The sequence below is a fragment of the Aneurinibacillus terranovensis DSM 18919 genome (assembly GCF_000430625.1).
In the GTDB taxonomy this organism is placed as follows: Bacteria; Bacillota; Bacilli; order Aneurinibacillales; family Aneurinibacillaceae; genus Aneurinibacillus_B; species Aneurinibacillus_B terranovensis.
The window spans coordinates 142334-162395 of the sequence record NZ_KE387171.1 but is presented as its reverse complement, the minus strand read 5'-3'; the positions used below and the strand labels follow the sequence as shown (position 1 = coordinate 162395).

Sequence of the window (20062 nt, the reverse complement as noted above, 5' to 3'; positions counted from 1 at the left end):
CTCTTTACTCTACTCAACTATATAAAAGTTTATAAATAAACTATCTCCCATTAAATTACCATATTGGGGTGAAGGAACACAATGTACTTTCTTCTAAAAGTTCAGGAAAAAAGGCGGGTTGTTTAATAATTAATTTTACTGTAGCATGAGTGTATGGACTTATCCGATCTGTGAATCGCTTTCTGTCTGTATAAGTGTTCACATATAGAAAGGAATGAAAGAATGGGTAAGGTTATAAAAGAATGGGCGTTTATTATAGTGCTTGCTGTTGTCTTAAATTTTGTATTTAGGACGTACATTGCGGAAGCTGTAACGGTTCCTACGGGATCGATGCTGCCGACCATACAACTGAACGACTATTTGGCTGTGAATAAAATGATTAAACCCGATCAATTAAAAGACGGGGATGTTGTTGTTTTTTATCCGCCGTTAAAAGGGCATGAAAACGAGCGGTTTATCAAACGTTTAATCGGTAAAGGCGGAGATACCATTGAAATTAAAAATCACGCCCTCTATCGAAACGGCAAAAAAGTGGACGAACCGTATATAAGTGAACCAATGGACTATGAGTATGGGCCGGTAACCGTGCCGCAAGGAAAGTTCTTCTTCCTTGGTGATAACAGGAATAACAGCGATGATTCTCACCTGTGGCCTACACCGTTTGTCGATAAAGATAAAATTTGCGGCAAAGCAGAATACACGTTTTTCCCTTTTTCCGATATGAAAAAATTTTAAATCAGGAAAAAATATCACCCCTTTCCACAATGAAAAGGGGTTTTTTGATGTCAAATATACTCGAATTCTGTTAAAATGTATAGCGGAGTATTTGTACGCTCCTATCAGGAAGAGGAAAGCGGATACCAAGGAGGAATTTTATTTGGCTCGAGCAACGAATATTACCAATAACTCGGTCCCCAAAAGAACGGTTAAAAAACCGAAAAAGACATTTAAAAGAAGACTGTTTAGTGCCTTTCTTGCTCTTGGATATATATATATTTCAAGCTCACTATTAATTTTTAAAGGGCCTTTTCAGAGCCTGAAAGATTATGCAATAGAGTCAATTGTTAGTTCTCACCATCCCCAATTATGGTTAGGGCTTTTTTCGCTGAATACGGTATCTAACAAAGAGATTCAGCAATATACGAACACAGCTTACGGAACTACACCCGTGCCGACCACTCCCCTGGATCCGACTAAACTGAAAGACTATAAAAATATTACGGATAATACGATTCAAGTGGAAGATTACCAGGGAAAAACCTTTTCGGCAAAAATCATGTTAATCCGTGATCCGAAGAGGGTGAAGGTGGCTGTAACAAGCCAAATGGGGAAAGTAGGAGAAACCGTAAGTGAAATGGTCCGGGAAAACCATGCGGTAGCCGGCATTAACGGAGGGTCTTTTCAAGACGTAGGCTGGCACGGAACGGGCGGCAACCCGCAGGGTACTACCATCCATAATGGACAGGTTATTGTTCAAGGTGGAGACGGTAACGTCATTGGAATCACCCGCAACGGTGATTTGATTTCGGGTAATTATTCGATTAAAAAACTGCAGGAATTTGGTGTAGACGAAGCGCTGTCTTTTGATCCGATTCTCGTTAAAGACGGGGTCGGTATGCTTCAAAGCAGCGGTGGCCGGGGATATGCCCCTCGAACAGCCATTGGCCAGAAGGAAGATGGAACCATTATATTTATTGTCACTGATGGCCGAATGATCCACGGTCCGCAAAATCTTGGAGCATCTCTGCGCGATGTCCAGGATTTGATGCTGCAGTATGGAGCGATTACCGCTATTAATTTGGACGGTGGCTCGTCTTCGACTATGGTTTATAACGGAAAATTGGTGAACGAGCCAACCGATGTATTAGGGGAAAGAAAAGTAGCGACTGCATTTATTGTTATGCCGGAATAAGGAGGCTTTCCATTGAAAAAAGTCTTTTGGTTTATATTGATTGTAACGATTTTTCAAATATCTGTTTTCACCTACTATAACCGCCTTATCGGCCAGACGAATGGTGTCGTTCCCGTTTCCCCTGCATTGGGAGGGAAGATTTTTTCCGGAACGAAGGAGAAGAACGTCACCTTATTTGAAGGAACAGCGAACTGTATTGCGCTTTCCGCGAACCGGCAGATGGTGGCCTATGTCGATGAAGCAAACACCTTGCATGTGAAGGACCTTCAGGCAAATAATGAAGTGTTGAATTTGCCGGGAGAAGGGCCGATTTCGTATGTGACATGGATTGAGAATAACGGGTTGCTTATTGGAAGTACGGTAGATAATGGATCCGGGAAAAAGCTGACGTTAAAAACAGTCATGCTCTCTTCACAAAATGTCCGGACTATTAAAGAATTCGAACCGGATCGCTCCAGCTATACCTTTAAAAAGATTGTATTCAGCCCCTACACAAATGATATCTATATTTTAGTGGGAAACAAATGGGGTACCCAGTTATACCATGTTGGGACAAGCGGCGACTTTAGATCCGAAGATATAAGCAGTTACTATATTGACAATATTGAAATGTCTACAACTAAAAATGAGCTATTCTTCCAGGATGTGAAAAACGGGATTCCTTATCTGCACATCCGTGACGATCAGGGGACCCGCCGCATCAAGAAGAACGCCGTACTGCTGCGGACTGTTAATGACGTGCTATATTACGGAACACTAGACGATTCCGGAATGGTTTCAGCGGTTTACAAGTATCAGGAAGGTACGACAGGTACGTCGACCAAAGTAACCGACCTGAATACGCCTGTTAAACCGGAAAAACTTTTGGTGAAAGATGATGGAACGGTTATTACCATCTCGGGAAGTTCGTATACGAATCTGAGTACGAATCAATCTACCCCCCTTCCTTCCGACGGTGAACCTTTTATCCTGAACAATTCACTATTGGTTAACAGCCCCAGCAAGACCACACTCATAAATATATAATCGAGCGTCCTTTTTTATACTTCAAAAATGAATAATCGTATTCATTTTTGAAGTATTTTTATGCGCCTTTTCTATAATCCTTTTCATTATCCTGATAAATTAAAATGGCATGAAAATTGCAAAATAATCAGGCATTACGAAACAAATGGATAAGGGGGATATAAAATGGCTAATGAATTTGGGCACGATAGTGTTCGTCCGGTGCCGAAGTCTGAGCGTTCCATGAAGTTCTTTTCTACTTTTTCACTGTGGGTCGGTGCCAACGTGGTTGTTACGACCGTCTTTACGGGAATGATGCTCGTTCCCGACCTGAAGTTTACGACGGCTATGTGGATTGTTTTAATCGGCTCGCTGATAGGTGGAATTCCGCTCCTGCTGTCGGGAAACATCGGGACACGAACCGGATTGCCCACGATGATATTAACAAGGGGAGCTTTCGGGCATCGGGGAGCTGCGCTTCCTTCCGCGGTGAATACGATTGTGCTGATTGGCTGGAGTTGGGTACAGGCGTATATGGCAGGGTTAAGTCTGGATCATGCTGTACAATTCGTTACAGGATACAGCAATATCGATCTGTTTGTCATTGTGACGGAAGTATTTGTCGTACTTATCACCATCTATGGGCACAGGGCGATCGAAAAGGCGGAAAATATTGTCGCATCCTTGATGTTAATCCTTTCTGTTGTTGTATTCGGTTATATGTTTACTCACTTTCATGTATCAAAATTGTTAACGATGCAGACTAGCGCCCATCCGGCGGTAACCACGATGGTTGCGTTTGATATTGTCATTGCAACGGCCTTCTCCTGGATGTCCTCGTCAGCAGATTACAACCGCAATTGTGCTTCCGAGCGGACGGGAATGTGGGGAACTTTGGTCGGTTATACGGTGGCCACCGTTGTGGCTATGGGACTCGGTGCAACGGTGTCAGGTTTTTCTCTGCTCGGTCATATGACACAAACGTATGACCCGACAGAGTTAATTGGTTCCATTAATCCGATGCTCGGTTTTGTAGCCGGGATTGTCATCTTCCTTTCAGTTTTATCAACCAATGTTATGGCTCTATACAGTGCGAGTATGTCGTATCTAGCTATTTTTCCGAAAAGTAAGTATTTTTTGCCAACCTTGATTATGGGGATACTCTGTACAGCAGGGGCTTTGCTGAAGGATTGGCTCCTCAATCATTTCCAGAATTTTCTGTTGATGGTAGGAACCTTATTTATCCCCGTTGTTGCCGTTCTGCTTGTTGATTATTATCTGTTAAAGAAATCGACGTATGATGCGGAAGAAATCATCTCGGGTGAAAAGAAGGTATACTGGTATTCGGGCGGCATCAATTATATGGCGTACGTTGCCTATATTATAGGAGCGGTTTTCGCTTATTACTTTACGTATGTTCACCCGCTCGTAACAGGAGCTACGATTCTTACGTTCTTGCTTACAAGTGTTCTCTATATTGTGCTGATGAAAATTTCAGGAGTTTCCATTTATGTGGATAAAGCAGATGCTGTGGCCGAACAGGAGTGATGACTGGAATGAAAATCAACGCAGCAGCCGTTCAGCTCTCTAGCATAGTGGGCGATAAGCAGGCGAATCGCAGAAGGATCACAGATTGGATTGAAACCATTGTTATCAAACACCCGGATTGCAATCTTGTTGTCTTTCCTGAACTGTCGGTCACCGGTTACGATTGTGGATTGCATATGCATCCCCTGGCGGAGCCGGTTGAAGGGGAAACGTTTCACATTCTTGCCGCCGAAGCAAAGAAACATGGAATCTATTTGGTGTATGGTGGGCTTGAACGTAATCCATCCGGTGATAAACCGTATAATACAGTCTGGATGATTGGACCGGATGGTTCCCTCGTTCACACCTATCGCAAAGTTCATCTAACAGAATTTGAAACTCCCTGTTATCAGCCGGGGGACCGCTTTTCTGTAGTCAAGACAGACCTTGGGACGGTCGGGGTATTAATTTGCTGGGATATGGCCTTTCCCGAAGCTGCACGTACGTGCGCTCTCCAGGGAGTGGATTTGCTTATATGTCCGGCTGCATGGGAAAAGCCTTACGAAAGGCCGTATCTCCAGTTTAGCATGGCGAGGGCGCTCGACAACACGGTGCCGCTTATAACGTGCAATCATACCGGAAAGAATGAGAATGTGGAATTTTTCGGGCACAGCCGGATATATGATGCAACAGGCAGCGAACTGGAAGCGATAGGCGAAGATGAAGGGTATATTTATGCGGAAATTGACCCGAATCTGACAAAACAGCACCGCCAATTCTTTTACACGATGCTTAACGAACGCCGGCCGGATCTTTATGTATCGTCAACCGGCCACATCAACACACCTGTATAGCAGGTGTGTTCCTTTTTTGGCGTATAGGAAAGCATAGCTTCTGGCGTTGCATGAATTTATGCAGGCGAAGGTTTCTCATGTATAATAGAAACAAGAGTGGGCTAAGGGGCTGACGGTATGGGTAAGACTGATGAACAAAAGCAATTGGACGAAGTGATGATGGAACTAAATGCAATTATTCATACGTCGAAAGATAATATTGTAGTCACGGACGGTGAAGGAAAAGTTCTGCGTGTGAGTGCCAACTGCCATGAAATATATGGCATTCCACCTGAAGATTTAATCGGGAGTAATGTGTTTGACCTTGAAAAAAGGGCGATTTTCTCTCCGTCTGTTACGAAGAAGGTTTTAAAGGAAAAAAAGAAGCAGCAGATTATTCAACATACAAAGACAGGCAAGTTTGTGATGGCTACCGCTTATCCGGTATATGACGGGTCAGGAAAAATCGTCCGTGTTATCAGTTATTCCCATGATATGACGGAAATTATGTCGCTCAAAGAGAATTACGAACGGCTGACGGAACAGATCAGGCGATACGAAACGGAACTGGAAGAATTGCGGGATAAAGAGACGCGCATCGATGGTGTAATTTCGGCGAGCCCCGGCATGAAGCGGGTGATGGAACTCGTGCAGCGTGTATCCAAAGTGGATGCGACGGTGCTTTTATTAGGGGAATCCGGCGTAGGGAAGAATGTCATTGCCCACGCCATTCATCGGAAAAGTGAACGAAAGAACGGTCCTTTTATTGAGGTGAACTGCGGCGCGATTCCTGAGGGGCTGCTGGAGTCTGAATTATTCGGGTATGAAGCGGGTTCCTTCACAGGTGCAAATAAATCGGGCAAGCCTGGCATTATCGAGTTATCCGATGAAGGGACGCTATTTCTTGATGAGATTGGCGAGATGCCTTTGTCCCTTCAAGCGAAACTGTTAAAAGTAATTCAGGAAAAGGAATTTACACCCGTGGGTGCGACAAAAATGAAAAAGGTAAATTTTAGGTTAATTGCCGCGACGAATAAGAATCTGGAGGAAATGGTAAGACAGGGGAAGTTTCGCGAGGATTTATATTTTCGATTAAACGTGGTCCCTATCCTGATCCCTCCCTTGCGACAGCGAAAAGAAGATGTTTTGCCTCTGATTCAGGTGTTTCTCCAGAAGTTTACGGAGAAATACGATATGGAGAAGCGGATAGATGAATCGGCGACCCGTTCTTTACTGGAATACTCCTGGCCGGGGAATGTGCGGGAACTGGAAAATTTGATAGAACGGCTCGTCGTGACAACGGACGGGAGTGTTATTACAAAATTTCAACTGCCTGATATCCTGCAGCTACATGATCGGGATGAAACAGATTTGGATGTGGAAATTCACCCGCAGAGAAAGTTAAAGGATATCCTGGAAGAGGTGGAAGCAAAAGTTATACTGAAAGCGTACGAACAATGCCGGACCACCCAACAAATGGCGGACTTACTCGGTATTAGCCAGCCTTCTGTCGTGCGGCGCCTGCAAAAATACAAAGGCAATTCAAGTTTGAATGAGTAAGCGGCTGTTTTATTCAGTTTTGAATAAAACAGCCTTTTTCTCATCTGCATAAGTGCAACTAAGGTCATCGCCAGCGGTTTGGCGCTAGCTTACAGGGTTTACTACGTTTGTCAAGTGATCCAGGACGCTTGAACACTTATTTTCTATATGGCATAAAAATTGCTTAGTAAAAGGGTATTCAAGAGCTATAGAAAAACAGAATGGAGGATTACTCATGACGAAAAAATACCAGCCGGCCAATTCATTCGAATCTCCACGCTTTTGCGGGGTTCGGACTTTTATGCGATTGCCTTATGTACAGACGACGGACAACGTGGACTTCGTAATCGCGGGTGCTCCGTTTGATACGGGGGCTTCCTTTCGGGTAGGGGCACGCTTCGGCCCGGGTGCTGTTCGTGATTTTTCTATTTTGCTGCGGCCCTATAATCCTGAACAGAAAATCAACGTGTATGATTATCTTTCTGGTGTAGACTATGGGGATTTCCCGGTAGTTCCCGGTTTTATCGAAGAATCCTATAAGAAAATCGAAGAGGGGCTGGCACCGGTTCTTGAGAAAGGCGTTGTCCCTATTACGATCGGAGGTGACCATTCGATTACGCTTGCGGAATTGCGTGCGGTTGCAAAAAAATACGGCCCGGTTGGGCTGGTCCACTTTGACGCTCACAGCGATACGTGGGACTCCTACTTTAACCAAAAATATAACCATGGCACATCGTTCCGCCGGGCGTACGAAGAAGGGCTGCTGGACATGAACCGCTGCATCCAGGTAGGGATGAGGGGGGGATTGTATGAACCGGCAGATCTTGACGATGCGCGGCAGATGGGGTTTGATGTTGTTCCGATGAGCGAAGTGCAGGCCATGGGAATCCCGACGGTGATTGAACGAATTCGCAGGCGTGCGGGAGATGGGCCGCTGTTCTTGTCGTTTGATATCGACTTTCTTGACCCGTCTTTTGCGCCGGGGACCGGTACGCCTGAAGTGGCGGGCGCAACCAGCACAGAGGCTCTCCAGCTTGTGCGCGGCTTAGAAGGCCTGAATTTTGTCGCTTTCGACCTGGTGGAAGTTCTCCCATCGTTTGACCATGGACAGGTTACGGCCAATATCGCGTCCAATGTCATCTTTGAGTTCATTACACTCCTGGCTATGCAGAAGAAAAAGAAAGAAGAGGCTCTCGTCCATGCCAGCCATACAGAAAATTATTGATTTGTCGCAAACCGTAGATAGTCATACACAGGTGTATCGCGGGGATCCAGTTCAGTCTTTTACACCCGCAGCGACGATGGTGCATCGGTACGTTCAGTCGCTATTCAATTCATTAGGGAGAACGAGTAAATATGACTGTAATTCATAAAATGTATATCGATGGCCGATGGACGAATGGGGCGAGCACAAAAATACGCTCCATTCTTAATCCGGCAACTGAAGAAGTCATGGGTATGGTGGGAGATGGAGTCATAGAGGATGCCGAAGCGGCCATCAAGGCGGCCAGGCGGGCGTTTGATTCCGGGGAATGGCCTGAAACCCCGGTTGAAAAAAGAAGGGATTATCTGCGAAAGCTTGCTGATTTGCTGGAAGCATCCGCGGACGAATTCGCCCGGCTTGAGACGCTAAATACAGGAAAACCCCTGCGTGAAAGCGAACTGGACGTCGCTGATGCGGTGGCCGCTTTTCGGTATTTCGCCGACCTTGCCTGCAAAAAAATAACCGTAGAAACGATTTCGCGGGAGGACGGAACAACAAGTGTGATTACCCGTGAACCTGTAGGGGTTTGTGCGCAAATCGTCCCATGGAATTTCCCCCTGCTGATGGCTGCATGGAAACTGGCCCCGGCCTTGGCGGCAGGTAATACGTGTGTGTTTAAGCCGTCAGAATTGACACCGCTGACGGCGATTAAGCTGTTCTCGCTGATCGATCAGGTTGGTTTCCCGCCGGGGGTCGTTAATCTCTTGCTTGGTGACGGCAACCATGTGGGCAGCGTGTTAGCCGAAAGTCCGCTCGTCGACAAAATCGCTTTTACAGGCGGAACCAAAACGGGCCGATCCGTCATGCGGGCCGCTGCCGGCAATATGAAAAACATCTCGCTTGAGCTTGGCGGAAAATCACCGCTTGTTATTTTTGAGGATGTTGATGTGGAAACAGCGGTGGATACCGCGTTATATGCGATGTATTTCAATCAAGGACAAGTTTGCGTGGCAGGTTCCCGTGCTATTGTGCATGCACCCCTGTATGATGAATTCACGAGAAGGTTCGCTGAACGGGCGCAACAAATCACCATTGGAAACGGGCTGGTCGCAGAGACTGAGATGGGCCCGCTGATTTCAAAACAACAGCTGGAGCGAACAGAACAATATGTTGCCATCGGTTTGAAGGAAGGAGCACGTCTTCTATGTGGTGGGAAACGGGCGCCCGGGCATGAAGAAGGTTATTATTTCCTTCCCACTGCGTTTACCGACGTGACTCTCGACATGAGGATTGCGCAGGAGGAAATTTTCGGTCCGATTCTTGTCATCCAGAAGTTTGAAGATGAAGCGGAAGCCATCAGGCTTGCCAACGGAACGGCATTCGGGCTGGCAGCCGGTGTTTTGTCGGAGGATAGGGAACGGGCAGAAAGAGTCGCGCGCCGCCTCCGTGCGGGAATGATTTGGATCAATTCCTACCATACTCCTTATGTGGATGCCCCGTGGGGAGGGTATAAGCAAAGCGGGATTGGCCGCGAACTGGGCATTCATGGGTTGGAAGCCTATCTCGAAATTAAACACACGAACATCAAAGATAAGCCGGAGTCGATTGGCTGGTTTGCTGCAAGGTAACTAGTAAGAAAATCAGAGTCGAAGGCAGGCTTGTATTTTCCGGGCATTTCGGTTGAGTTTCCCGGTAGAGAACGGTAACATAAAAAAGGGGGAGTGCTCTCTAAAGAAAAAGAAGGGTTAGGTGTGAGTAGGTGTGAGTTATTTGCGGCAGGGGACCCCTGCATTTCGGAAGGCAAATATTTCGTTGTTTGCCGGAGGATTTGTCACGTTTGCGATTCTTTATGATGTTCAGCCATTAATGCCGGTGTTTTCCAAAGAGTTCCACGTATCGCCGACCGTAGGGAGTTTGTCGCTTTCGGTGACAACTGCGGCCCTGGCTATTTCCATGCTTATTATCGGGTCGCTCTCTGAGGCATGGGGGCGGAAACCGATTATGGCGGTTTCATTACTGATTTCTTCACTGTTTGTTATTCTGACAGCATTCAGTCCTACTTTTATGTCCTTGCTTGGTTTCCGGGTAGCTCAGGGGATCGTTCTTGCAGGATTGCCTGCCATTGCCATGGCTTATTTGGGTGAGGAAGTAGACCCCACCAGCCTGGGAATTGCGATGGGGCTTTATATTAGCGGTAATTCAATTGGAGGCATGGCCGGGCGGATTCTGACCGGCTCGATCACGGATTTTTTCTCTTGGCGGGTCGCCATGGGAAGTATAGGAATAATCAGCCTTTTGCTGAGTGCATGGTTCTGGAGAAACCTTCCTCCCTCGACCCATTTTACCCCGCGTCCGCTGAGGCTAAAAAATTTAGTATTCTCTATGCTGCACCACTTAAAAGACCCGGGGCTTTTATGTTTATATGGCATTTCTTTTATTGTTATGGGGAGTTTCGTCACACTGTATAACTACATCGGCTATCAATTGATCGAGCCGCCGTATGGACTCAGTCAAACGATTGTCGGCTGGATTTTTATTGTGTATGTAACCGGAACGTTTAGTTCCACCTGGATGGGACGGCTGGCCGATCGAATTGGGAGGCGCAAAGGGCTGTGGATCGGACTCAGCATTATGCTGGCGGGAGCTGTTTTGACACTTGGCGATAACCTGGTGATAAAAATAGCCGGTATTGCGGTCTTCACCTTTGGATTTTTCGGCTCCCATTCCATCGCCAGCAGCTGGGTGGGCAGACGGGCAAAAACAGAAAAAGCTCAGGCTTCTTCTCTTTATTTGTTTTTTTATTACCTTGGGTCGAGCGTCGCCGGAACAGTAGGAGGCGTATTCTGGACTCAGTTTGGCTGGTCCGGAGTCGTTGGTCTGATTGTAATTTTACTTGCATTAGCTTTCCCATTATCCATTAAGCTCGCATCTTTGCAGTCAGCGTGAGTTTATCAACAAGACGGGAAACCTCACATTCTAAATAGACACGCAGGGTTTGCAGCAGCTGGCTGCCTTTATTTTTGTCGTATTTAATCAGGGCTCCCAGGAGCCATAAGTTTTCGAAATGAAATTTTCTTTCCTTTTGATAACGTTCCCGTAGGAGGAGCTGCGAAATGGAAAGAACAGCAGAGTCAAGCGCCAACAGTTGAAACTGATTAACAGGATCCCTGTTAAGTAGCGCAACGCAGGCTAAATAGGCCGCACTCGTACCCACCGTTTTTAAAATCAGTTTTTTTCCTCCCATTCGTAGAAATAGGCCTCACCATTCGGCTCTTTTTCCCCTATCTCTTTTACTCTCTGGTGAATAAACTCTTTTACTTTTTTCGGGTGCTTATGTTTTACTTCGGAGCCATCCATTAATTGCTGCTTATCCATCCGTTAATAAAAGACCTGTGTGTGGATGCTTGAAGAAAGCAGCTTAAGAATCTGGTTTACACCGGCAGAGGTTAAACTAAGCCGTTGGAATTGATTCGACAAATGTTCCAGCTTTTCAAGCACCTGGGGAAATCCGTTGTCCTGGTTGAAAAGGGCCGGCTTGGCGGCGTATGCCTGAACCGCGGGTGTATTCCTTCGGAAGCTCTCATTCATGCGGCTAACCAGTATTACAATGTCGCCGATATCAACAGGATGGGGGTCCGCCTTCCTAAGGGAGAGGCTGCGTTCGACCTTCCTGTGTGGCAGGAATGGAAGCAGAGCATCGTGCCGCTTACCCAACGCCCGTGGAATCGGTCTTGAAGAGATTGGCGTGAATGTGGATGAGCAGGGATACATCTCTATTGATGCTGAATGCCGGACGGGGATATCACGTCTGGCCCGGCTTTAGCCCATCGCGCCGCCAAGCAGGGTGCGGTAGCCGCTGAGGTGATAGAGGGGTTGCCAAGTGCGGTAGATTCAACGTTTGTTCCGTATGTCATTTTCTCCGATCCGCAGATCGCAGGTGTAGGGATCACCGCAGAGGAAGCGAGACGCCGGGGAATGAATGTGAGCATCGGACAGAAACTCTTCATGGATGAAGCTGTTCGCTTAGTGCAAGATTGGGTTACGAATCTTGGTGCAAATGATAACAGAAAATTTACTTTTTTATGATTGTTATATATATAACGATATGTTAGTATAACGTTATAAAAACGTAATATAAATTTATAGGGGGTTTGCGCATGATAAACCAATCCGCTCTTTATGAAAAAGGTGAGACTAAGAAATTAGAAGAATTCGTGAATCGTATCGAACGGGGGGAAAAGATTGAAGCGGATGATTGGATGCCTGAGGACTACCGGAAGCAATTAATTAAGCTTATTGCTATGCACGGTATAAGTGAGATCATGGGGGCGTTCCCGGAGAAAGAGTGGGTTCCGAGAACACCGACACTAAAAAGAAAGCTTTCGTTAATGGCCAAGGTACAAGATGAAGTCGGACATGGGCAGTTGCTGCTCCGTGTTGCCGAAGACTTGATGAAGCCTCTAGGAAAAACGAGGGAAGACATACTGCAGGATCTTTATGCCGGACGCTTGAAATTTCATAATGTATTCCATATGCCAACGCCAAGTTGGGCCGATGCCGCACTCATTGGATGGCTCGTCGATGGAGCCGCTATCGTTACACAAAAAATGCTGGCGCATACTTCCTACGCTCCGTATGCGCGCGCACTTAAGAGAATCATTCTTGAAGAACGCTTTCATGCCTATCACGGCGAAGATATGGTCATTGCTCTTGGGGATGGTACAGAACTCCAGCGTGAAATGATGCAGGACGCGCTTAATCGCTGGTGGCCTGCGTTGATGATGTTCTTTGGGCCACCGGAAAACGGGGAAATTCAGAGCAATCAAACAGTAAATATGCGCTATAGAATTAGAAGCAAAACAAACGAAGAATTAAGACAGGAATTCATTGACAAATACGTCCCGCAAATTAGGGCGCTTGGACTTAAAGTTCCGGATGATAACATTTATTACGATAAGGAGAAAGAGCAATGGGTATATACCCACCCGGACTACAATTATTTGAAAAATGTGATTGGAAAGAACCAGGGACCGCGTTCACAGAACCGCCTGAAATTACGGAGAATAGGGTTTGAAAATAACGCCTGGGTTAGAGAAGCTTTGCTTCACAAGCAAAAAGCAGTTAACGAAAGCGGGGTGTAAACGATGAATAACAACAACGTGCAAGACTACGATGTGTATGAAGTGTTCAGCCAAAAGGACCTTACATCGAAATTCGAGAGCCAATTTAGTCTTCTGGCTCCAACTCCTGAAATCGCTTTAAGTATGGCACAGGAAAACTTTATGCGCAGAGAAGACATTCCATCTAATATCTTTGTCGTTAAAAGAGAGAATATTCATTTTCTATCACCAGAAAAACGGCAGACACTTCTACGGGTTGATAACAAGGATTATCGCCAACCGTCTTATTATGGATACATTCCTGCGAGATGGAGAGAACTCGCAGCAAAAAATTCATCTAACTAACCTATATAGCGGAGGAGGGATTGACAATGACGAAAAAATACAACACACCGGAAGAAGCGAAGCAGGATCAGCAGTTCCATGAAGCACTTGTTGAGCTTATCTGCCAACTGGCCGATGACGATTTGTTAATGAGCCACCGTGGTTCTGAATGGCTCGGTTTATGCCCCCATATTGAAGAAGACGTTGCCTTTTCTTCAATTACACAGGATACTATGGGCCACTCCGCAATATATTATCAAATGCTGGAAGAACTTGGGGTAGGAAAAGCAGATAACCTTGCCCATTTAAGGGAGCCAGAGGAATATAAGAATGCAACGCTTACTGAACGTGTAAACGGTGAGGGGCATTATATGGAGAATCCGGACTACGACTGGGGATACGCAATTATCCGTAATTATACGTATGAAGTGTTCAAAAAAGTCCGACTTGACGCTCTGGAGCAGTGTTCCTATATCCCGCTTGCAGATACAGCGAAAAAGATCAAAAGAGAGCAGTTCTACCACCTCTATCACTGGGAAATCTGGATTGATCAATTGGCCCACAGTACGGATGAAGCGCAAAGACGTTTAAATGCAGCGATTAAGAAAACGTGGGAAGATGTAAACTCCTTGTTTGATTTGGGACCGAAGGCTGAAGAATTTGTCCGATTTGGCCTTACGCCACCTGGAGAAACATTGCGGGAAACATTTATGAGCGTAATGAAAGAAAAACTCGAAAACTATAGTTTACTCTGGCCGGGTGAGCCTGCATCATTGGAGGCAACCGGAAGGGACGGACTGCATTCTACGGAATTTGTGGATGCTATCAACCACTTAAGCGAAGTGTATAAACTCGCTCCGCAGGCTAATTGGTAAAGGGAGGGGACGGCGATGCAAGAAGCTTGCATTTTTCTTGAACAAAAGGTATGGGATAAATTACAAGAGGTGACTGATCCGGAAATCACTTCTGTTAGCTTGGTTGAGATGGGAATGATTGACGGTGTGGAAGTAGATGGTGGCAAAGTGACCGTAAAGCTGCTTCCGACATATGTCGGCTGTCCTGCGCTCCACATGATGGAAAATGATGTGATTACGTCGGTATCCACCATCGAAGAGATTGATGAAGTGAACGTCATTCTTGTAAAAAATCCTATCTGGACTTCTGATCGGATTACGGCGGAAGGAAGAGAAAAGTTAAAAGAGTTCGGCATCGCCCCCCCGCCGCTTGAATCAAAGCAGGAAGGCGTCTGGGAGGTTGAATGTCCGTATTGCAGTTCACCCCGCGTGGTGCTAGATAACCTATTCGGGCCAACAGCATGCCGCAGTATTTTCTACTGCAACAAATGCAAAAATCCATTCGAAGCGATTAAACCGGTGTAGGAGACAGCAGGACATTAACAGACGAATGAGTAAAATTTCCTTTACAACTGGAGGAGAATTATACGATATGACAGATAGCAAAAAAATGTATATCAATGGTGAATGGATAGAGGCAGAAAGCGGAGAAACACAAGAAGTCATCAATCCGGCAACAGGTGAATCGGTAGGAAGCGTTAGTTTTGGTGATAGCCGTGATGCGGCAAAAGCGATCGCTGCAGCAGATGCAGCGTTTAAAAGCTGGGCTCAGGCAACGGCAAGAGAAAGATCCAAATACTTAAATAATCTCTATGAACTGGTTCGTACTCATCGCGATGAATTGGCTGGCATTATCTGTGCCGAAATGGGAAAACCCCTCCGTGAGGCGAAAGGTGAAGTACTTGGGGCTGCGGATAACTTTATGTGGTATGCAGAAGAGGCGAAACGAGTTTATGGAGAGACTGTGCCTTCCACTATTCCGAATAAACGTATTATGGTAACGAAACACCCTGTAGGAGTTGTTGCCGCGATTACTCCATGGAATTTTCCTGTGAATATGGTAGCGCGTAAAATTGCTCCTGCATTGGCAGCCGGATGTACGGTTGTGTTAAAACCGGCGGAAGGAACTCCGCTTAGCGCCATTCGTTTGTTTGAATTAATTGAACAGGCAGGATTCCCGAAAGGCGTTGTCAATCTTGTCATTGGAAATCCGGAATCCATTGGCAAAGAGTTTACAGACAATAAAAAAGTGCGCAAGATTGCTTTCACCGGTTCTACACGTGTAGGGAAGCTATTAATGGAGGGCGCAGCGAAAACAGTAAAACGAGTGAGCCTTGAATTAGGCGGCCATGCGCCATTCATTGTTTTTGACGATGCGGATCTTGATGCTGCAGTGACGGGTTTATTTGAAAGTAAATTCTTTAATTCCGGACAGATGTGTATTTGCACAAATAGATTGTACGTTCATGAGTCTGTCGTAGAGGAATTTACAAACAAGCTGGTTGAGAGGTTGACAAAAGCGAAGGTCGGCGACGGAAGAAACATGGATACAGAAATCGGGCCATTGGTGAATGAAAACGGTTTAAACAAAGTGTTGGATCATATCGACGATGCGCGGGAAAGAGGCGGGAATATTGTATACGGCGGAAACCGTCTGACAGATGGCGAATATAGCAAAGGCTTCTACTGTGAGCCAACTGTAATTACGGATGTAACGCCTGATATGAAGATTTATACGGAAGAAACTTTCGGGCCTGTTGTTCCGATTCTTACATTTAAAGAAGAGGCCGAAGTTGTAGAGTTGGCGAATGATACAGATTATGGACTGGCAGCATATGTCTACACACAAAACAACAGCCGTTGCTTCAGGATGTCAGAAGCACTTGAATACGGCATTGTAGGTATAAACGACGGCTCGCCGACACAAACCCAGGCGCCATTTGGGGGATTCAAAGAAAGCGGAATCGGACGGGAAGGCGGTCGCTACGCGCTAGAAGAATTTTTAGAAATAAAATTTGTATCGTTTGGCCTTTAATCTATTTGTAAGCGAAGAAATACTCGCGAAGTATGAGTCAAACGTTGCTTTTTCCCTGTGGAGCGTCCACCGTGCCACAAAGCGGCTGTTTGATTCCTGTGTGGGGGAATAACAAGAGGCAATGCCCCGCGAGTGTTTCTTATTTTTTTTGTTCAGCGGCTAATTAATTCTAAAAAATAAATCTTGACGAAGATTTATCATTATTAATATACTTAAAATATTAAATACGTTATAATAACGTCATATAAGTAAACCGTCATATAGGAAAGTTATAAAGAGGAGGATGAAAATGCATAAATTAATCGCGATCTACCGTAAACCGGAAAATATTGAGGAATTCGACCAGCACTATTTTAATGTGCATGGGCCTCTTGCTGAAAAAATGCCTGGCCTTATTAAATTAGAAGTCAATAAAGTAGTAGGCACTCCGATGGGAGAAAGCGATCTGCACCTGATTGCTGAAATGTTCTTTGAAAGCAAAGAAGCTATTTTGCAAGCGTTGTCATCTCCGGAAGGAAAAGCGGCTGGAAAAGACTTAATGGGCTTTGCCGGCAAGCTCGTATCCATGCATTTTGCGGAAGTATTGTAGGTGGTCCTCATGCGAACACAAACGGATCAAGAACTCCATGCTACTTATTATAAAGAAATTGTTGAAAAATTAGAACGCGACCCGTTTGCCCAATTCTTAGGTATTCGGATAACCGAAGTCGGGGCAGGCACGGCCGCCGCGGAGTTAGAAGTGAAGCCAACGATGCTCAATGCCCACTCTACTACCCATGGAGCCGTTATTTTTGCACTTGCCGATACGGTTTTTGCTGTTGCCTCCAATTCCTATGGAAAAACGTCGGTCGCACTTTCTATGAATATTGGGTTTCTTGCTGCAAGCTTTGGAGGTTCTCTTCTCAGAGCAACGGCTGTCGAGGAAAAAAGGAACCACCGTACGGCATGGTACCGCATACGTGTGGAGAGTGAAAAGGAGACTGTGGCGATTCTGGATGCATTAGCCTATCGAAAAAACGAATATTTTATTCCAGTGCCGAAAGAGTAAAGTTTTACGCGTTAAGCTTACCGTGCTGGATGCTTTGGAAAGTAGGCCTTCTGCCATTTTCTTTTGTTTGGAGTGGAGCGATCATGATCGATGGATCGAAAAATAGATTTAATCATTACTTAGGTATAGAAATTGATGAGTTAAATGAAAACGGATGCAAAGCCAGTCTCAAAATCAGGCCAGAGTTATACAACAGCATCGAAGGAGTCGTACATGGCGGGGTTACGAGTACGTTAGCCGACGTGGTCATGGGCTATGCAGCCGCACCCCATGTTAACGGGGTGCAGCAGTGTGTAACCGTGGAGAGCAAGATTAACTATCTGGCACCGGCAAGAGGAGAGCGGCTGATTGCTGAATCGAGTGTAATCAAAAGAGGCAAACGGATGATTATCATGGAAGCAAAAGTAAGGACGGTAGACGGTACGCTGGTAGCCGTAGCGACAGGAACGTATGCGCGGATCAGCACGGATCGATAAAGTATGATGAGGAAAGGACGTTAGGTATGGACCGGGAAACGGTTTTGTTTACATGTGAAAATCATATGGCGACGATTACCCTGAATCGGCCAAACGAACTGAATGCGTTTAATTATGAGACGCTTGTCCGTTTGCAGGAGATTATTGAAGAAATCCGGCAGGACCCAAAAAACATTCGGGCTGTTATCGTCACAGCTGAAGGACGTGCATTCAGTGCAGGGGCAGACCTGAAAGAAAGACGCACGCTTACAGAGCAGCAGGTGCGGCGCAATGTGAGAAAAATCAGGGATGTGTTCACGGCATTAGAAAGAATTCCACAGCCTACGATTGCCGCAATTAACGGCTATGCATTTGGCGGCGGATTTGAACTAGCGCTAGCATGTGATTTTCGCTTTGCTGTCCGTGACGCCAAAATGGGCCTCACGGAGGTGAGCCTGGGTATCATTCCAGGAGCCGGTGGAACCCAGCGGTTAACCCGCTTAATCGGCCCTTCACAGGCGAAAGAGCTTATTCTTACGGCGCGGAAAATTTCAGCTGAGGAAGCGTGGGAAAAAGGGATTTTAAATGGCGTGACTGATAATTTACAGGAACTTCACCGGCGGGCTTATTCCTTAGCTGAGGAAATTTTGCAGAATGCTCCTCTGGCTGTCAACCAGGCGAAATATGCGATTGATAAAGGAATCGGGGTCGATCTGCAAACAGGGCTGGATATTGAAGCCAAAGCTTACGAAGTCATTATTCCGACAAAGGATCGTGTAGAAGCCCTCGAAGCGTTTAGAGAAAAAAGAAAACCGGTTTTCCGCGGTGAGTAGCCAAACACGTAATATAATAAGAGTCTGTGTGTAGGAGGATAGCTATGATATTCAATTCTGAAATGGAAACGTTGTCACGGGAACAGATGGGTAAACTTCAGCTTGCGCGGCTTCAAGAGACGGTGAAACGAGTATATGAGAAAGTTCCTTTTCATAAGGAAGCTTTTGATCACGCAGGGATTAAGCCTGAAGATATTCAGTCGCTAGAAGATATTGAGAAACTGCCTTTTATGAAAAAGACCGATTTACGGGAAAATTATCCTTTTGGCCTCTTTGCAGCTACACAGCATGAAATTGTACGGATCCACGGTTCGTCCGGAACGAAGGGGAAGCCAACAGTTGTAGGGTATACGAAAAAAGACATTGAAAATTGGTCCGAAATCGTAGCCAGGGCTATTTGTTGTGCGGGCGGCCTGCCCGGCGATATTTTTCATAACGCCTATGGATACGGACTGTTTACCGGCGGACTTGGTTTGCATTACGGAATTGAATATTTAGGGGCGGTTGCCGTTCCCATCTCAGGTGGGAATACGCCGCGCCAGATTACGCTGATTGAGGATTTCCAGCCACGCGGAATTGCCGGTACGCCGTCTTATATTCTGAATATTTCGGAAGAGATGGAGCGGATGGGGCTTGATCCGCGAAAAACAAGTCTGCAGTACGGAATTTTTGGCGCTGAACCATGGTCGGAAGAGATGCGGGTTCAGTTGGAGGAATCACTCAATATTAAAGCAGTAGATATTTACGGCCTGAGTGAGGTTATGGGACCCGGGGTTTCCATTGAATGTCACGAAGTGCAGGATGGCCTCCATATTGCAGAAGATCACTTCTATCCGGAAATCATCGATCCGAAGACTGGGGAAGTGCTCCCATACGGGCAGGAGGGGGAGTTGGTCTTTACCTCTCTAACAAAGGAGGCCTTCCCTGTCATCCGCTATCGTACAGGTGATATCGCTTCCCTCAATCCTGAGAAGTGTAAGTGCGGCCGCACAACCATGCGAATGTCCCGCATCAAAGGCCGGGTCGATGATATGCTCATTATTCGGGGAGTCAATGTCTTCCCTACAGAGATTGAATCCGTTCTGCTTGGATTTAAAGAGCTCGCCCCTCATTACCAGGTCGTCATTGAACGGGACGGGGCGCTGGATCGTTTTGAAGTGCATTGTGAAGTGAAGCAGGACTTCCTGGCGCAGGTGGGTGAACTGGAAAGCAGCAGCGAAGTGGCGAAGCTGGTAAAAGCGATCAGCCATGAAATGAAGAATGCGCTGGGGGTATCCGTCATACTGCGCGTGGGTAAGCCGAATATGATTGGACGCAGTGAAGGGAAAGCGATTCGTATCGTAGATAAGCGCAATAACGTTCTCATATAGAAA

23 protein-coding genes are annotated in these 20062 nt (G+C 46.0%); 21 read left to right on the top strand and 2 right to left on the bottom strand.

Going from position 1 to position 20062, the window contains the following annotated elements; all coding sequences use genetic code 11:
- The first annotated feature begins 222 nt into the window (after positions 1–222).
- The 9 genes from lepB to H525_RS0116320 all read left to right on the top strand — a co-directional run bounded on the left by lepB (position 223) and on the right by H525_RS0116320 (position 10966).
- Positions 223–735, top strand: a complete 513-nt coding sequence (lepB, locus tag H525_RS0116360; RefSeq protein WP_027417062.1) for a signal peptidase I — start codon at positions 223–225, stop codon at positions 733–735.
- 142 nt (positions 736–877) lie between these two features.
- Positions 878–1912 carry a phosphodiester glycosidase family protein gene (locus tag H525_RS0116355; RefSeq protein WP_051331106.1) on the top strand — a complete coding sequence of 345 codons (1035 nt, stop codon included), beginning with the start codon at positions 878–880 and terminating at the stop codon, positions 1910–1912.
- 12 nt (positions 1913–1924) lie between these two features.
- Positions 1925–2938, top strand: a complete 1014-nt coding sequence (locus H525_RS0116350; RefSeq protein WP_027417060.1) for a hypothetical protein — start codon at positions 1925–1927, stop codon at positions 2936–2938.
- Between the two features lie 165 nt (positions 2939–3103).
- Entirely contained in the window at positions 3104–4465 is a 1362-nt protein-coding gene (locus tag H525_RS0116345; RefSeq protein WP_027417059.1) for a purine-cytosine permease family protein, read from the top strand.
- Between the two features lie 8 nt (positions 4466–4473).
- Positions 4474–5298: a carbon-nitrogen hydrolase family protein gene (locus H525_RS24465; protein ID WP_051331105.1), complete on the top strand. Its 825-nt coding sequence runs from the start codon at positions 4474–4476 to the stop codon at positions 5296–5298.
- A gap of 117 nt (positions 5299–5415) precedes the next feature.
- Complete coding sequence (locus tag H525_RS0116335; RefSeq protein ID WP_027417058.1) at positions 5416–6837, top strand: sigma-54 interaction domain-containing protein; 1422 nt, start codon at positions 5416–5418, stop codon at positions 6835–6837.
- 214 nt (positions 6838–7051) lie between these two features.
- Positions 7052–8041: an agmatinase gene (speB, locus tag H525_RS0116330; protein WP_027417057.1), complete on the top strand. Its 990-nt coding sequence runs from the start codon at positions 7052–7054 to the stop codon at positions 8039–8041.
- 131 nt (positions 8042–8172) lie between these two features.
- A complete protein-coding gene (locus tag H525_RS0116325; RefSeq protein WP_027417056.1) occupies positions 8173–9648 on the top strand; it encodes an aldehyde dehydrogenase family protein in 1476 nt (491 codons plus the stop codon).
- A 133-nt stretch (positions 9649–9781) separates the two neighbouring features.
- On the top strand, positions 9782–10966 hold the full coding sequence (locus H525_RS0116320) for an MFS transporter (RefSeq protein ID WP_027417055.1): 1185 nt from the start codon (positions 9782–9784) through the stop codon (positions 10964–10966).
- On the opposite strand, the gene H525_RS0116315 is transcribed toward H525_RS0116320, so the two are convergent.
- Both H525_RS0116315 and H525_RS29670 read right to left on the bottom strand, forming a co-directional pair.
- Complete coding sequence (locus tag H525_RS0116315) at positions 10938–11264, bottom strand: hypothetical protein (RefSeq protein ID WP_027417054.1); 327 nt, start codon at positions 11262–11264, stop codon at positions 10938–10940. The genes H525_RS0116320 and H525_RS0116315 overlap by 29 nt on opposite strands.
- Positions 11246–11395, bottom strand: a complete 150-nt coding sequence (locus tag H525_RS29670) for a hypothetical protein (protein ID WP_155837364.1) — start codon at positions 11393–11395, stop codon at positions 11246–11248. Before H525_RS29670 ends, H525_RS0116315 begins: the two co-directional genes overlap by 19 nt.
- Positions 11396–11479: 84 nt before the next feature.
- On the opposite strand from H525_RS29670, the gene H525_RS29205 reads away from it, so the two are divergent.
- From H525_RS29205 to paaK, 12 genes are all read left to right on the top strand, one after another.
- Complete coding sequence (locus tag H525_RS29205; RefSeq protein WP_342664295.1) at positions 11480–11755, top strand: hypothetical protein; 276 nt, start codon at positions 11480–11482, stop codon at positions 11753–11755.
- A 51-nt stretch (positions 11756–11806) separates the two neighbouring features.
- Positions 11807–12106: a hypothetical protein gene (locus H525_RS29200; protein WP_027417052.1), complete on the top strand. Its 300-nt coding sequence runs from the start codon at positions 11807–11809 to the stop codon at positions 12104–12106.
- Positions 12107–12177: 71 nt separating this feature from the next.
- The gene (gene paaA / locus H525_RS0116295; protein WP_027417051.1) at positions 12178–13161 is read left to right on the top strand and encodes a 1,2-phenylacetyl-CoA epoxidase subunit PaaA; all 984 of its coding nucleotides are present in this window, start codon (positions 12178–12180) and stop codon (positions 13159–13161) included.
- Positions 13162–13164: 3 nt separating this feature from the next.
- Entirely contained in the window at positions 13165–13485 is a 321-nt protein-coding gene (locus H525_RS0116290; protein ID WP_027417050.1) for a phenylacetate-CoA oxygenase, read from the top strand.
- A gap of 26 nt (positions 13486–13511) precedes the next feature.
- Entirely contained in the window at positions 13512–14339 is an 828-nt protein-coding gene (gene paaC, locus H525_RS0116285; protein ID WP_035101608.1) for a 1,2-phenylacetyl-CoA epoxidase subunit PaaC, read from the top strand.
- A gap of 15 nt (positions 14340–14354) precedes the next feature.
- A complete protein-coding gene (gene paaD / locus H525_RS0116280; protein WP_027417048.1) occupies positions 14355–14843 on the top strand; it encodes a 1,2-phenylacetyl-CoA epoxidase subunit PaaD in 489 nt (162 codons plus the stop codon).
- Positions 14844–14910: 67 nt separating this feature from the next.
- Entirely contained in the window at positions 14911–16353 is a 1443-nt protein-coding gene (locus H525_RS0116275; protein WP_027417047.1) for an NAD-dependent succinate-semialdehyde dehydrogenase, read from the top strand.
- A 289-nt stretch (positions 16354–16642) separates the two neighbouring features.
- The gene (locus tag H525_RS0116270) at positions 16643–16942 is read left to right on the top strand and encodes an EthD family reductase (RefSeq protein WP_027417046.1); all 300 of its coding nucleotides are present in this window, start codon (positions 16643–16645) and stop codon (positions 16940–16942) included.
- A 9-nt stretch (positions 16943–16951) separates the two neighbouring features.
- The gene (locus H525_RS0116265) at positions 16952–17401 is read left to right on the top strand and encodes a hotdog fold thioesterase (protein WP_027417045.1); all 450 of its coding nucleotides are present in this window, start codon (positions 16952–16954) and stop codon (positions 17399–17401) included.
- Between the two features lie 83 nt (positions 17402–17484).
- Positions 17485–17877, top strand: coding sequence for a PaaI family thioesterase (locus H525_RS0116260; RefSeq protein ID WP_027417044.1), 393 nt, complete (start codon positions 17485–17487; stop codon positions 17875–17877).
- A 26-nt stretch (positions 17878–17903) separates the two neighbouring features.
- Positions 17904–18689: an enoyl-CoA hydratase-related protein gene (locus H525_RS0116255; RefSeq protein ID WP_027417043.1), complete on the top strand. Its 786-nt coding sequence runs from the start codon at positions 17904–17906 to the stop codon at positions 18687–18689.
- A gap of 44 nt (positions 18690–18733) precedes the next feature.
- On the top strand, positions 18734–20059 hold the full coding sequence (paaK, locus tag H525_RS0116250; protein ID WP_027417042.1) for a phenylacetate--CoA ligase PaaK: 1326 nt from the start codon (positions 18734–18736) through the stop codon (positions 20057–20059).
- Positions 20060–20062: the final 3 nt, after the last annotated feature.